The following is a 13846-nucleotide window of genomic DNA, read 5'->3' as shown; positions in this document are numbered from 1 at the left end:
GGAAGGGCGGTATAGGGCATTAGCGATTCCACCCAGGATAGCCGCCATGGCAGACACGCAACGACCGCTCTCTCCCCACATGGGCATATATAAGTGGCAAGTGCAGATGGTGACCTCCATCGTGCACCGCGCTACCGGTATAGCCCTCTCCGTCGGAACCCTGATTGTGCTGTGGGGGGTGTTCTCCCTGGCCAGCGGCGAAGACAGCTACAACCAGTTCAAGACCTGCATCGGTAGCCCGATCGGTCTGATCCTGATGTTTGGCTGGACCTGGGCGCTGTTCTATCACCTGTGCAACGGCATCCGTCACCTGTTCCAGGACGGCGGCATGGGCTACGCCATTCCGCAGTTCATCCGCTCCAGCTGGCTGTCGATCGGCGGCAGCATCGTGCTGACCCTCCTCGTCTGGGCCTATGTGCTGATGTGCGGAGGTGTCGCATGAGCGCGAACGGTCAGCAACACGACGTGCGCAAGCTGTTGCGCAACCCCCTGAAGCGCGCCCGCGGCCTTGGCTCGGCACAGTCCGGTGTCGGCCACTGGTGGACGCAGCGCGTCACCGCCACGGCGCTGGTCTTTCTTGCCATCTGGTTTGTGGTGACGGTGCTGGGCGCACTGCACGCAGACTACGCAACGGCCAGGAGCATCATCGCCAAGCCGTGGAATGCCCTGCTGCTGGTGGCCTTTGTGCTTGCCGTATGCTGGCACGCCGTGCTGGGCCTGCAGGTCGTTATCGAAGATTACGTGCATACGCGCTGGAAGGAAGTCGCCCTCCTGGTGCTGGTGAAGTTCATTGCAGTGCTCGGCACGCTGGCCACGCTGATGGCCGTGCTGCGCGTGGCGCTGGGAGCCTGATTCCATGGAAAGCTACAAGATCCAACAGCATAAGTACGACGTGATCGTGGTCGGCGCCGGTGGCGCGGGCCTGCGCGCCACCTTCGGCCTGGCCGAGAAGGGCCTCAAGGCCGCGTGCATCACTAAGGTGTTCCCGACGCGCTCGCATACGGTGGCGGCGCAGGGCGGTATTTCCGCCGCGCTCGGCAACATGGGCGAGGACGACTGGCGTTTCCACTTCTACGACACCATCAAGGGTTCGGATTGGCTGGGCGACCAGGACGCCATCGAATACATGTGCCGCGAAGCGATTCCGGCCATCATCGAGCTGGAACACTACGGCGTGCCGTTCTCGCGTACCGAGGAAGGCAAGATCTATCAGCGTCCGTTCGGTGGCATGACCACGCATTACGGCAAGGGCACCGCGCAGCGCACCTGCGCCGCGGCTGACCGTACCGGTCACGCCATCTTGCACACGCTGTACCAGCAGGCGCTGGCGCATGACGCCACGTTCTTCATCGAGTACTTCGCCATCGACCTCATCTTCGACGAGGAAGGTGTGTGCCGTGGCGTGCTTGCGCTGGACATGAACGAAGGCACCTTGCACTTCTTCCGTGGCCAGTCGGTGGTGCTCGCTACCGGTGGTTACGGCCGCGCCTACTTCAGCGCCACGTCGGCCCATACCTGCACTGGCGACGGTGGTGGCATGGTGCTGCGCGCGGGTCTGGCGCTGCAGGACATGGAGTTTGTGCAGTTCCACCCGACCGGCATCTACGGTTCGGGCTGCCTGATTACCGAAGGCGTGCGTGGTGAGGGCGGTTACCTCACCAACTCCAACGGTGAGCGCTTCATGGAGCGCTATGCGCCGAACGCCAAGGATCTTGCTTCGCGTGACGTGGTCAGCCGCGCCATGACGATGGAGATCCGCGAAGGCCGTGGTGTGGGTGAGCACAAGGACCACATTTTCATCAACCTGATGCACCTGGGCGCGGACGTGATTCACGAACGCCTGCCGGGCATCGCTGAGTCGGCACGCATCTTCGCCGGCGTGGATGTGACCAAGGAGCCGATCCCGGTGATCCCGACCGTCCACTACAACATGGGCGGCATCCCCACCAACTATCACGGTGAAGTGGTGCAGAAGCGTGGCGACGACGTCGACGCCGTCGTGCCGGGCCTGTTCGCCATCGGCGAAGCGGCTTGCGTGTCGGTGCACGGCGCCAACCGCTTGGGCTCGAACTCGCTGCTCGATCTGGTGGTGTTTGGCCGCGCGGTGGCGAACCGTTGCGCCGAGATCGTCAAGCCGGGCACGCCGCACAAGGATCTGCCGGCCAACGTGCTGGACAAGGCACTGGAGCGCTTCGACAGCCTGCGCAATGCGAAGGGCAGTCACCCGACCGCGAAGATTCGCGCGGAAATGCAGCGCACCATGCAGTCCGACGCCGCCGTGTTCCGCACGGGCGAGTCGCTGAAGGAAGGCTGCGAGAAGATCTCCAAGGTGCGCGAGTCGTTCAAGGACGTGGGTGTCAGCGATCGCTCGCTGGTGTGGAACTCCGACCTGATCGAGACGCTGGAGCTCGCCAACCTGCTTGATCAGGCCGTGGCCACCATGTACTCGGCAGCACAGCGCGAGGAGAGTCGTGGCGCCCATGCCCGCGAAGACTTCCCGGACCGCGACGACCACAACTGGCAGAAGCACACGCTGGTGGCGGTCGACGAGAACGGCAAAGCCAACTTCGACTTCCGTCCGGTGCACATGTACACCATGACGAACGAAGTCGAAGTTGTGCCGCCGAAGAAGCGCGTTTACTAATTCCCGGACTGGAGAGCCACTGTGGCTGAGTTTTCGCTACCCAAGAATTCCACGGTCCAGCCGGGCAAGCATTTTCCGGCCAAGGACGCGAAGAAGTCGCGGACGTTCCGCATCTATCGCTGGTCGCCGGACGACGGCCAGAACCCGCGTATCGACACGTACGAGGTTGACCTCGCTTCGTGTGGTCCGATGGTTCTGGACGCCCTGCTGAAGATCAAGAACGAAATCGACCCGACGCTGACGCTGCGCCGTTCGTGCCGCGAAGGCATCTGCGGTTCGTGCGCCATGAACATCGACGGCACCAATACGCTGGCCTGCACCAAGGCCATCAGTGATTGCGCTTCCGGCGACGTGAAGATCTACCCGCTGCCGCACATGCCGGTGGTGAAGGATCTGGTGCCCGACCTCACGCACTTCTACGCACAGTTCGCGTCGATCAAGCCGTGGTTGCGTACGCAGAGCGCGGCACCGGATCGCGAGCGCCTGCAGTCGCCGGAAGATCGCAAGAAGCTTGACGGTCTCTACGAGTGCATCCTTTGCGCCTGCTGCTCGACCAGTTGCCCGAGCTACTGGTGGAACGGCGACCGTTACCTCGGTCCAGCCATCTTGCTGCAGGCCTACCGCTGGATCGTCGACAGCCGTGACGAGGACACCGGTGCCCGCCTGGACGACTTGGAAGATCCGTTCAAGTTGTACCGCTGCCACACGATCATGAACTGCGCCCGCACCTGCCCGAAGGGTTTGAACCCGGCGAAGGCGATTGCGGAGATCAAGAAGTTGATCGTCGAGCGTCGGACGTAAGTACGGCGTGCTCTGTTCCCTCTCCCCTCCGGGGAGAGGGTTAGGGTGAGTCCCGAAAAGGGGATAAAGGTTGGGTGCTCGCAAAAGGGCCTCCTAATTCCTGGATCAAACTGAGGCAAGATTGACCCCTCACCTCAATCCTCTCCCCCTAGGGGAGAGGAAGTATTTCGTAGGAGGCGCCTCGAGTTATTTATGGACGAAGCCCGCATCAAACGCCTCCGCTGGCGCACCCGCCGTGGCACCCGCGAACTCGACGCCCTTTTCGGCGGCTGGCTGGACGAGCGTTTTGCCGGTGCTGACGAAGCGCAGCGGCAGGCTTTCGAGGAATTGCTGGACGTGCAGGACCCGGACTTGTGGGACTGGGTGATGGGGCACGCCAAGGCGACCCGCCCGGATTGGCAGGCCATCATCGATGACATCCGCTCCCGCCATCGGCTTTGAGTACCGGCCCTCGCGCTGGTTGGGCCGTCTTCTTCTGCTCGTTTCCCTGATCGCGGTGCTGGCGACGTGGATGAGCGCCGTGCCGTGGGTAGCAAAGCTGATCGTCACTGTCGGCGTGCTGTTGGCCTGCTGGCGGACGCGGATGCGTTTTTCGGATCGATGGGTTCAGGCCGCAGGCTGTGCGCGTGATGGCGGCTGGAACGTGCGGATGCGCTCTGGCGACGATATCCAGGCAACTCTGGCGTCGTTCCGGGTGATCGGCGAGAAGATCGTGTGGCTGCTACTGTCCTTGCTTGGGCGGCGGCACGCCTTGCTGTTGCTGGCGCCAGACAACAGCGACGCGGATATCCGCCGCCGTCTGCGGATGCGATTGGCCCAGATCGAAGCATCGGGCACTCTGGCGGCTGAACGCGGTCCTACGGTTTAGCCGCATCTCAGGCGATAATCTCGCCAATCGGGCGGCTAGCCCTTCGATACCGACAAGCGACCGCCCTAATGTTCCGACCGCTAGAGCTTTTCATTGGCCTGCGTTACACCCGCGCCAAGCGTCGCAATCAGTTCATCTCCTTCATCTCTACCGTATCCATTGTGTGCATCGCCATCAGCGTCACCGCGCTGATCACGGTGATGTCGGTGATGAACGGTTTTGATGACGAGTTGCGCTCGCGCATTCTCGGTGCGATCTCGCATGCCACCGTCTCGGGCATGCCAGGGCAGGCGGTGGAGGAATGGCCGCGCGCGGTGAAAATCGCCGAGGCGAACAAGCACGTGAAGGGCGCCGCGCCCTACGTCGAGTCGGAAGCCTTTCTTCAGGCACGCCGTTCCACGGGCGGGTTGATTCGCGGCATCGAGCCGGCGGTAGAGCCCAAGGTATCGGATATCGACCAGCACATGGTCGAGGGCAAGCTCAATGCGTTGACGCCGGGTAGCTGGAACGTCGTGTTGGGCCGCGAGCTGGCGATGCAGTTGGGTGTGTCGGTGGGCGACAAGGTTATCGTCGCAGTGCCCTCGTTCCAATCGTCGCCAATCACTGGCAGCGTGCCCAGCCTGCGCACGTTTACCGTGTCGGGTGTATTTGAAATGGGCATGCAGGAGTTCGACTCCGGTCTGGCTCTGATCAACATGACCGACGCCGAGCGACTCAATCGCCTCGATGGCCCGACGGGCATCCGCCTGAAGCTGGACGACATGTTCAACGCGCGCGAAGTGGCGCGCGAGCTGGCCGACCAGTTGGGCCAGGTGTATCGCGTGGATACCTGGATGGACAGTCACGCCAACTTCTTCTCCGCCATTTCAATGGAGAAGAAGGTGATGTTCATCATCCTCTCGCTGATCATCCTGGTCGCAGTGATCAACCTTATTTCCATGCTGATGATGCTGGTGACGGACAAGCAGGCCGACATCGCGATCCTGCGAACGCTGGGTTCCACGCCGCGCAGCATCATGGGCATGTTCATGGTGCAGGGTGTGCTCGTCGGTTTTGTGGGTATCGGCTTTGGTGTGGCACTGGGCTCGTTGCTGTCATGGAAGTTGCCGGCAATCGTGAAGTGGATCGAGCACGTTACGGGCGTCACCTTCCTCTCGCCGGACGTCTATTACATCAGCGAGCTCCCGAGCAAACTCTCTGCCAGCGACGTGGGCTGGGTGGCCTTAATCACCTTCCTGTTCTCGCTGCTGGCTACCCTTTATCCCGCTTGGCGCGCATCGCGCACCCAGCCTGCGCAGGCGCTGCGTTATGAATAAGCCGATGAACAGCCACACCGGCGTGGTGATGCGTGCCAGCAACATTGCCAAGACGTACGACGAGGGCGACCTGAAGACCGACGTGCTGTCCGACGTCAGCTTCACGCTGAATCGCGGTGAGACGCTGGCGATCGTAGGTGCCTCCGGCTCAGGCAAGAGCACGTTGCTGCACATCCTTGGTGGGCTGGATACGCTCACGCAGGGTTCGGTAGAGGTGGAGGGACGCAACCTGTCCAGCCTCTCCGACGCCGAGCGCGGTCGTGTGCGTAACCGCTCGATGGGCTTCATTTATCAGTTCCATCATCTGCTGCCCGAGTTCACAGCGCTGGAGAACGCCTGCATGCCGTTGCTGATCCGCGGCGTGTCGATCAGTGAGGCGGAACAGCAGGCCGCGGCACTGCTTAGCCGCGTGGGCCTGGGCCAGCGTCTGCATCACAAGCCTGCAGAGCTTTCCGGTGGTGAACGCCAGCGGAGCGCGGTCGCGCGCGCGCTGGTCACGCGACCGGCCGTGGTGCTGGGCGACGAGCCGACCGGCAATCTCGACGAAACCAATGCTGCGCAGGTGTATGACCTGATGATCGAACTCAATCGCGAGATCGGCACCAGCTTCATCCTGGTGACGCACGACAATCGCCTGGCTGCGCGTATGGATCGCACGCTCGAACTGCACAACGGCCAACTGATCGACAAGGTTTTCGCCTGACCCCCATGCCGCCATCGCGCGGCTTATGGCGCTAACGCCTACACGTTTTTCAGCATCACAGTTTTCGCGCACTCACTAACCTGTTCCTTTCTGCGGAGAGGGATGGGATGTGCGCGAGGACGGTGCGCTGGTACCCGCGGTCATGCTGTTGCTCGGCGTGCTGGCCGTGCAGTGGTGGGTCGCGCTTCCACCCGCATGGCTCTGTGGCGTCGGTGCCTTGGTGGCCTTGGTTCTGTTTCGCTGCGGACGCTACGGACGTGCGCTGGCATGGTGTCTGCTCGGTGTCGCGTGGGCATGCTGGCGTGGTGGTACAGCCATGGACGCGCGGCTGCCACGTGATCGAGAGGGACAGGATGTCTACGTCGTAGGTCGCGTTGTCGACCTGCCGTTGGTGCGCGATGACGCTACGGGTTTCCTGCTGGACGTGGAGGAGGCCCGGTTTGGCTCGACGCCGTTGGCGCTGCGCGGCCGCGTGCGGGTGAATTGGTATAACGACGCACCTGACATTCCGCCATGCAGCCGCTGGCAACTTACCCTTCGGTTGAAGCGACCGCGCGGCATGCTCAACCCAGGTGGGGCGGATAGCGAGCGCAGTGCTCTCGAACGCCATATCGTCGCCGTCGGTTACGTGCGCAACGGGGCAGGTAACGAACAACGTGGCTCACCGGGTTTCTGCGTCAACGCCGTTCGCCAGGCGATCAGTCAGGGCATCGCCGCGCGCGTCGATGATCCACATGATGCCGCCTTGCTGCAGACATTTTCAGTAAGTGACACGCGTGGACTCAGTCAGCGTGACTGGGAGGTGGCTCGTGCCAATGGCATTCCGCATCTCATTGCGATCTCGGGATTCCATGTGGGCGTAGCGGCGCTATTTGGCGTGTGGTTTGCGCGCTTCATCTACCTGTTGTTTCCTCGGCTTGGGCTGCGCTTGCCACGGGTGCAAGCACAGGCGGCACTGGCGATGCTGGTTGCGGGCGTTTACGGCGCACTCGCCGGATTCGGCCTTCCCACGGTGCGCACGCTGCTGATGATAGGCATCGTGGCGTTGGCGCGTTGTTCCCGGCGCCACGCCAATGGTCCGCAGACGCTCGCCGTCGCGTTGATGGCCGTGCTGGTGGCCGATCCCCTGTCGGCCTTGTCGGCGGGGTTCTGGCTCTCCTTCATCGGCGTGGCGTTCCTGATGGCGTGCATGAATACGCGTGGTAGAGGGCTGCGCGGCTTCCTGCATGAATTGTCGTCGGGCCAACTGGTGATGACGCTGTCGTTGCTGCCGTTGACGATGTGGTTCTTCGGCGAATCGTCGCTGGTGGGGGCCTTGTCCAACCTGATCGCCGTGCCCTTCGTCAGTTTTGTGATCGTGCCCGTGACGCTGGTGGGGATGATCCTGTTGGGCCTTTGTCCATCGTTGGCGCAGCCGGTGTTCTGGTGTGCCGCATGGCTGGCCCATGCGCAGTGGTGGTTGCTCGAGCGGATGGCGACGTGGCCGGGTGCGCACTGGTACCTGCCAGAAGTGGGCGGGTGGGCCTTGTTGTTCGCAACGCTGGGCGCACTCTGGCTGTTCATGCCGCGCGGCATGCCGATGCGCTGGTTGGGCGGCCTGCTGTTCCTGCCGCTGCTGTTCCCGCCAAGGGATGTTCCTGTCGCTGGCGGGTTCCAGCTATGGATGCTCGATGTTGGCCAAGGGTTATCCATGCTGGTTCGCACCGAGCATCACGTGCTGGTCTACGACGCAGGGGCGCGCTATCCATCGGATTTCGATCTGGGCGAAGCCGCGGTGCTTCCCTCGTTACATGCACTCGGTATTGGGCGTGTGGACCTGATTGTCGCCAGTCACGCGGACAACGATCACGCGGGCGGTGTGCCCGCCGTCGCGGCGGCGTTTCCCGAGGCGGAGCGCATTTCCGGTGAACCCGAGCGGCTGCCCATTCCCATGGCGCCCTGTGAGCCGGGCAAGCGCTGGCAATGGGAGGGTGTGACCGTGCGGATATTGCCGTCGGGTAGAGAGGGTGGGCCGGCGAACGACCGATCCTGCGTGCTGCTGGTGGAAGGGAAGGGCGGCCGGGCGTTGCTGACCGGCGACATCTCGGCAGCGGTCGAGCCAGCGGTGGCGGCGGCGATACCGCATGGGCCGCCGCTCGTGTTGTCGGTGCCGCATCACGGCAGCAAGACCTCGTCCAGCGTGGGGTTCATTCAGTCGACGTCGCCAACGTTGGCGCTGGTGTCGGCAGGGTGGCGAAGCCGCTTCCATCACCCCAATGCAGCGGTCATGCAGCGCTATGACGACGCGGGCGTGCCTTGGCTGAACACGGCGACCGCTGGCGCCATCCAAGTGGATCTGCCGCCGGATGGAGCGCCGCACGTCTCTGAGACTTGGCGACAGCGCCAGTCTCGTTACTGGCGCGAATGAGCCTGGATGCGGCCTTGCAACACGGACAATCGGCCCCCAAAGAGCCTCTTCACATGCGTTTCGCAACTGCCACGGGTGCCGCGGAACGGCTTGGTGAGACTGATATGATGCGTGCTTCCCTGACTGTCTGAGCGGCCCGGAGTCGTTGTGCTGGAAATCCTGATGGCTGGTGGCTGGGCAATGTTGCCCATCCTGATCTGTTCGGCGGTCGCGCTCGCGATCGTGTTGGAGCGTTGCTGGACCCTGCGCCGCTCATCCGTATTGCCGCCCGGCCTGGGCGAGGAAGTACGTAACTGGGCTCGTTCGGGGCAGCTGGATCCCAACCACCTGTCGACGCTGGCGAACGGATCCCCGCTGGGTGAGCTGTTGGCGTCGGCGCTGGCCGTTCGCAACCGTCCGCGCGAACTCATCAAGGAGCGCATCGAGGACACGGGGCGCCATGTCGTTCATCGCATGGAGCGTTACCTCAACACGCTCGGCACGATTGCCCTGATCGGTCCGCTGCTGGGTCTGCTGGGTACCGTCATCGGCCTGATCCGCATGTTCATGGAAGTGATGCGTGGTGGCGTGGGCGATCCCATGAAGATGGCGGGCGGCATCGGCGAAGCGCTGATCTGTACCGCCACGGGTCTGATCGTCGCTATTCCGGCCTATGTGCTGCATCGCTATTTCCGCTCCAAAGTGGCCGGTTACTGCGTCGAGATGGAGAAGCAGGCGACCGAACTGCTCGACGAGCTGACCGTCAACCAGACGGCGCCCGCACCGCGTACGCGCGCACCGCGCGTCACCACCGAGTCGAGCGCGGGCTGACGCATGCGTATCGGTAACGACCGTCGGCAAGACGATTTCGAGATCAACGTGATCTCGCTGATCGACGTGCTGCTTACCCTGCTGATGTTCTTCGTGCTCACCACCACCTTCATCCAGCATTCGCGGTTGCAGGTGACGCTGCCCAAGGCCAGCGCGGAAGAGCGCGACATGCAGGCACCCGCGCTCACCATCGTGGTGGATCGCGACGGCCATTTCTTTGTGGGCAGCGATGAAGTCCACGGTGAAGGCGTTGAGCCGCTCAAGCAGGCTATCGCCAATGTCGCCGGCGACGATCGCGAGCGTCAGGTCACCATCCGCGCGGACGCGATGACGCCGCACCAGAACGTCGTCATCGCCATGGACGCGCTGGGCCAGTTGGGCTTTACCAAGCTGTCCATCGCCACCACGCCGACCCAGTCGGGCACGGGGCCATGAGCGAGGGCAAGAAGAAAGTCGCCCTGTGGGACGCACATAGCCGGCAGATCTACAAGCGCTTGCTCGGCTACTCGGTCCGTTACTGGCCGGTGATCCTGATTGCCATCGTCGGCTTTGCTGTGGACGGCGGCGCGTTGGCCGTCTTCACCAACGCGTTGCAGCCGATCATGGACACGCTGCTGCAGCAGAAGGATCCGTACCTGATCCGCTGGATGCCGTGGTGGATCATCGGTATTTTCACGATGCGCGGCATTGCCATCCTGATCAGCAACTACGGCATGGGCTACGTGGCGCGCAACGTGGTGCAGTCCATGCAGCGCGACGTGTTCGCCGCCTACCTGCGCCTGCCTGCGTCGTTCTTCGGCAGCGAGCATTCTGGCCATCAGGTCTCGCGCATCACCTACACCAGTGAGCAGGTCGCCGGCGCATCCACCGATGCGCTGAAGGTGGCAGTGACGGAGAGCATCACCGTCATCAGCATGATCGTGGTCATGCTGCACAATAGCGTGTACCTCACGACGGCTTTGTTGATCCTGGTGCCTGCCATCGTGCTCATCGCCTCGGCGGTGAGCCGTCGCTACCGCATGGTCAGCCGGCGCATCCAGGGCATGATGGGCTCGGTCACCGGTACGGTGGACGAAATGATCAAGGCCCATCGCGAGGTCCGCATCTATGGCGGGCAGAAGCAGGCTGACGAACGCTTCCGGCAGGTGTCCGATCGCGCGCGCTACCTCAACATGAAGATCATCGCCACCAGTGCTGTCTCCGGTTCGTCCATCCAGACGGTGGCTTCGGTGGCGCTCGCAGGCATGGTGTTTCTGGCGTCGCGGCCATCGCAGATCGATCATATTTCGCCGGGCGTGTTCATTGCCGTGCTTACGGCCATGGGCGGCATGCTGTCGTCGCTGAAGCGCCTTACCAACGTGCAGTCCACCATGCAGACAGGCATCTCGGCGGCGGAGAACCTGTTCTCCCTGATGGACCTGCCGCCGGAAGTGGACCACGGTACCAAGGTGCTCGAACGCACCAAGGGCGACCTGCGCTTCGACAAGGTGGGCCTGGTCTATCCGCTGGGCGAGTTCGAAGCCCTGGCAGGCGTGGACCTGTATTGCGCACCGGGTACGGTGACAGCCCTGGTGGGGCGTTCGGGCAGCGGCAAGAGCAGTCTGGTCAGCCTGCTGCCCCGCTTCAACGAGCCCAGCAGTGGACGCATCCTGCTCGACGGCGAGAACTACGAGAGCTACACGCTGGACTCGCTGCGTCGTCAGATCGCATGGGTGGGGCAGAACGTGGTGCTGTTCGACGGCACGGTGGCGGAGAACATCGCCTACGGTGAACTGGCTGGCGCAAGCGAACAGGACATCGTTGCCGCTGCCACGGCCGCCCACGCGATGGAGTTCATCGCGGGCATGCCCGAGGGCATCCACAGTCCGATCGGCGAGGGCGGCAACCGCCTTTCCGGTGGGCAGCGGCAGCGCATCGCCATCGCGCGCGCCATCCTCAAGAATGCGCCGATCCTGGTGCTGGACGAGGCGACCAGCGCACTCGACACCGAGTCCGAGCGCCTGATTCAGCAGGCGCTGCAGGGCCTTATGCGCCACCGCACGACGCTGGTGATTGCCCACCGCTTGTCCACCATCGAGCACGCCGACCAGATCGCCGTGATGGATCATGGCCGCGTCGTCGAGCGCGGTACCCATGCCGAACTGCTGGCCCAGGGCGGGCAGTACGCCGCGCTGCATCGCATGCAGTTTCATAGCCAGCCCGGTGACTGAGGCCGTCGCATGACGCTGGCCGAACGGCTCGAATCGGCATGGTATGGAACGGCGCGTGCGCCGTGGTGGACTGGGCCGCTCTCGTGGCTCTATGGCGCGCTGACCAGTTGTCGGTGCGGCCTGTATCGTCGGGGTGTGCTGCGCAGCGTGCGCCTGCCGGTCCCGGTGGTGGTCATCGGCAATTTGAGCGTTGGCGGCACCGGCAAGACGCCGCTAACCATTGCCCTGGCCGAGGCACTGCGCAAGCGCGGCTATACGCCGGGCGTGGTAAGCCGTGGCTACGGTGGTACGCAGAAGGAACCCCTGTTGCTGGGTGACCTGCCTGACCCCGCGCGCGTTGGTGACGAGCCTTGCCTCATTCGCGCCAGTGGCGTGCCGGTGGCGGTGGGGCGTGATCGTCCGGCGGCGGCGAAGCTGCTGCTTGAGGCGGGTTGCGACCTGGTGATCGCCGACGATGGCCTGCAGCATTACGCGTTGGCTCGCGATCTTGAAATTTGTGTCATCGATGGTGTGCGCCGTTTCGGCAACGGCCGATTGCTGCCGGCAGGGCCGCTACGCGAGCCGATGTCGCGCCTGCAAAGGGTGAGTTACCGCGTCTGCAACGGCGGAGTGGTGGCGCCAGGCGATGTGCCGATGGAGCTTCGCGGTGGCACCGTGCGCGCGTTGGTGGACGAACATATCAAGCCGCTGACGGAGTTCGCCGGACAAACCGTACACGCAGTGGCTGCCATCGGGCATCCCGTGCGCTTCTTTGCAAGCCTGCGCTCTCAGGGACTGCAGGTGATCGAGCATGCTTTTCCCGACCACCACGCGTTCGTGCCGGATGATCTTTCGTTTGGCGATGATCGGCCTGTGCTGATGACCGAAAAAGATGCGGTGAAGTGCCGGCCTTTCGCGCAGCCCCACTGGTGGTCGGTGCCCGTGCGGGCGGTATTGCCACCTGCTTTCTTCGACGATATCGAGACGCGCCTACAACGCGACAGGCATTGATCCCGGATACGAAAAAAGCCGACCCGAGGGTCGGCTTTTTTGTTGGGCATCGGCCCGCCGCTTACTGGATGCGGGCGATGTTGCCCTGCGGGTCGATCTGCACCATGTCGCCCACGCGAATAGCGCTGGCGTCCGGCACCGTCACGTTGCTGTAGCCGCCGTTGCCCATGCGGATGCGCAAGGTATAGCTGGCATTCGGGCGACCACTGTTGGCGCCGATGCGGTTGCCGGCGTAACCGCCGCCGACAGCACCAGCCACGGTAGCGAGGGTGTTGCCCTTGCCCTTGCCAACCTGGTTGCCCAGCACGCCGCCGGCAATGCCGCCGATGATGGTGCCGGCCATGCTGTGATCGTTGCCCTGGGTAATGTTCTGGTCGATGGCTTCCACCGTGCCGCACTGGTCACAGCGGAGATAAATGCCGTCGTTGCGGACCAGTACGCCGTTGCGCGCGGACTGGGCGCTGGCGGCAAACGGACTGGCGGCCAGCAGGGCTGCCAGCGACAACACGGCGAGGCGAGGGGTGAACATGGACTTTCTCTCCAATGGGAAAATGTTGCGGCACCAGTCTAGCGGGGCAGGCTGAATGACGGACTGAATGATCGAGCGATACGCCTTATCATGAGGTCTTTCTCGGCCGGCCGTCGTGACGGGTATGTCACCGGACAACTTTCTCTTTTTCGGAGTTCCCATGAGCCTTATCCAAGTCCCGGTTTCCTACGGCGAGCTGATTGACAAGATCACCATCCTGGAAATCAAGTCCAAGCAGATCACCGACGCCGCGAAGCTGGCTAACGTGCGTACCGAGCTGGATCTGCTCAACACGACCTGGGCCGGCCACCCGGCATCGACCACGGATATTTCCGCCGAGCGTGCCCGCCTGCTCGCCGTCAACGAGTCGCTGTGGGATATCGAAGACCGCATCCGCCTGAAGGAAAAGGCACAGGCCTTCGACGCTGAGTTCATCGAGCTGGCTCGCTCGGTGTATTTCCAGAACGACGAGCGCGCTGCGGTGAAGCGCGAGATCAACGTCAAGCTGGGCTCGCAGCTGGTCGAAGAGAAGTCGTACCAGGATTACCGCGCCAAGTAACTGGCCGGA

Annotated in this window: 15 protein-coding genes; 14 read left to right on the top strand and 1 reads right to left on the bottom strand. The window is 63.2% G+C overall.

The window, feature by feature from the left end; translation table 11 throughout:
• The first annotated feature begins 46 nt into the window (after nt 1–46).
• The 13 genes from sdhC (at nt 47) to lpxK (ending at nt 12749) form a co-directional block, all read left to right on the top strand.
• On the top strand, nt 47–442 hold the full coding sequence (sdhC, locus tag DyAD56_RS18220; RefSeq protein WP_102304244.1) for a succinate dehydrogenase, cytochrome b556 subunit: 396 nt from the start codon (nt 47–49) through the stop codon (nt 440–442).
• Nucleotides 439–852 carry a succinate dehydrogenase, hydrophobic membrane anchor protein gene (gene sdhD, locus DyAD56_RS18215; RefSeq protein ID WP_102304242.1) on the top strand — a complete coding sequence of 138 codons (414 nt, stop codon included), beginning with the start codon at nt 439–441 and terminating at the stop codon, nt 850–852. Before sdhC ends, sdhD begins: the two co-directional genes overlap by 4 nt.
• A gap of 4 nt (nt 853–856) precedes the next feature.
• Complete coding sequence (gene sdhA / locus DyAD56_RS18210) at nt 857–2644, top strand: succinate dehydrogenase flavoprotein subunit (RefSeq protein ID WP_102304240.1); 1788 nt, start codon at nt 857–859, stop codon at nt 2642–2644.
• 21 nt (nt 2645–2665) lie between these two features.
• Nucleotides 2666–3445, top strand: a complete 780-nt coding sequence (locus DyAD56_RS18205; RefSeq protein WP_102304238.1) for a succinate dehydrogenase iron-sulfur subunit — start codon at nt 2666–2668, stop codon at nt 3443–3445.
• 192 nt (nt 3446–3637) lie between these two features.
• Nucleotides 3638–3886 (top strand): succinate dehydrogenase assembly factor 2, encoded by a 249-nt coding sequence (locus tag DyAD56_RS18200; RefSeq protein ID WP_102304237.1) that lies wholly within the window; start codon nt 3638–3640, stop codon nt 3884–3886.
• Nucleotides 3858–4313: a hypothetical protein gene (locus tag DyAD56_RS18195; RefSeq protein ID WP_102304235.1), complete on the top strand. Its 456-nt coding sequence runs from the start codon at nt 3858–3860 to the stop codon at nt 4311–4313. Before DyAD56_RS18200 ends, DyAD56_RS18195 begins: the two co-directional genes overlap by 29 nt.
• 68 nt (nt 4314–4381) lie before the next feature.
• Complete coding sequence (locus DyAD56_RS18190; protein WP_102304233.1) at nt 4382–5629, top strand: lipoprotein-releasing ABC transporter permease subunit; 1248 nt, start codon at nt 4382–4384, stop codon at nt 5627–5629.
• Complete coding sequence (lolD, locus tag DyAD56_RS18185; RefSeq protein WP_233202610.1) at nt 5622–6332, top strand: lipoprotein-releasing ABC transporter ATP-binding protein LolD; 711 nt, start codon at nt 5622–5624, stop codon at nt 6330–6332. Before DyAD56_RS18190 ends, lolD begins: the two co-directional genes overlap by 8 nt.
• Nucleotides 6333–6441: 109 nt before the next feature.
• Nucleotides 6442–8739, top strand: coding sequence for a DNA internalization-related competence protein ComEC/Rec2 (locus DyAD56_RS18180; RefSeq protein ID WP_102304229.1), 2298 nt, complete (start codon nt 6442–6444; stop codon nt 8737–8739).
• A 162-nt stretch (nt 8740–8901) separates the two neighbouring features.
• Nucleotides 8902–9549, top strand: coding sequence for a MotA/TolQ/ExbB proton channel family protein (locus DyAD56_RS18175; protein ID WP_102304228.1), 648 nt, complete (start codon nt 8902–8904; stop codon nt 9547–9549).
• Nucleotides 9550–9552: 3 nt separating this feature from the next.
• Nucleotides 9553–9984, top strand: a complete 432-nt coding sequence (locus DyAD56_RS18170) for a biopolymer transporter ExbD (RefSeq protein WP_102304226.1) — start codon at nt 9553–9555, stop codon at nt 9982–9984.
• Complete coding sequence (gene msbA / locus DyAD56_RS18165) at nt 9981–11759, top strand: lipid A export permease/ATP-binding protein MsbA (RefSeq protein ID WP_102304224.1); 1779 nt, start codon at nt 9981–9983, stop codon at nt 11757–11759. The genes DyAD56_RS18170 and msbA overlap by 4 nt, the downstream gene beginning before the upstream one ends.
• 9 nt (nt 11760–11768) lie before the next feature.
• Complete coding sequence (gene lpxK, locus DyAD56_RS18160; RefSeq protein ID WP_102304222.1) at nt 11769–12749, top strand: tetraacyldisaccharide 4'-kinase; 981 nt, start codon at nt 11769–11771, stop codon at nt 12747–12749.
• Between the two features lie 61 nt (nt 12750–12810).
• Here the strand turns inward: lpxK and DyAD56_RS18155 are convergent, their stop codons facing one another.
• Nucleotides 12811–13278 (bottom strand): glycine zipper 2TM domain-containing protein, encoded by a 468-nt coding sequence (locus tag DyAD56_RS18155; RefSeq protein WP_158241382.1) that lies wholly within the window; start codon nt 13276–13278, stop codon nt 12811–12813.
• 160 nt (nt 13279–13438) lie between these two features.
• Between DyAD56_RS18155 and DyAD56_RS18150 the strand changes: the two genes are divergently transcribed.
• Nucleotides 13439–13837, top strand: a complete 399-nt coding sequence (locus tag DyAD56_RS18150; protein WP_102304220.1) for a DUF6165 family protein — start codon at nt 13439–13441, stop codon at nt 13835–13837.
• Nucleotides 13838–13846: the final 9 nt, after the last annotated feature.

This window comes from Dyella sp. AD56, assembly GCF_002878475.1.
Classification (GTDB): Bacteria; Pseudomonadota; Gammaproteobacteria; order Xanthomonadales; family Rhodanobacteraceae; genus Dyella.
Note: the sequence above shows the minus strand (reverse complement) of the source record. Positions and strands in the feature narration are given on the sequence as shown.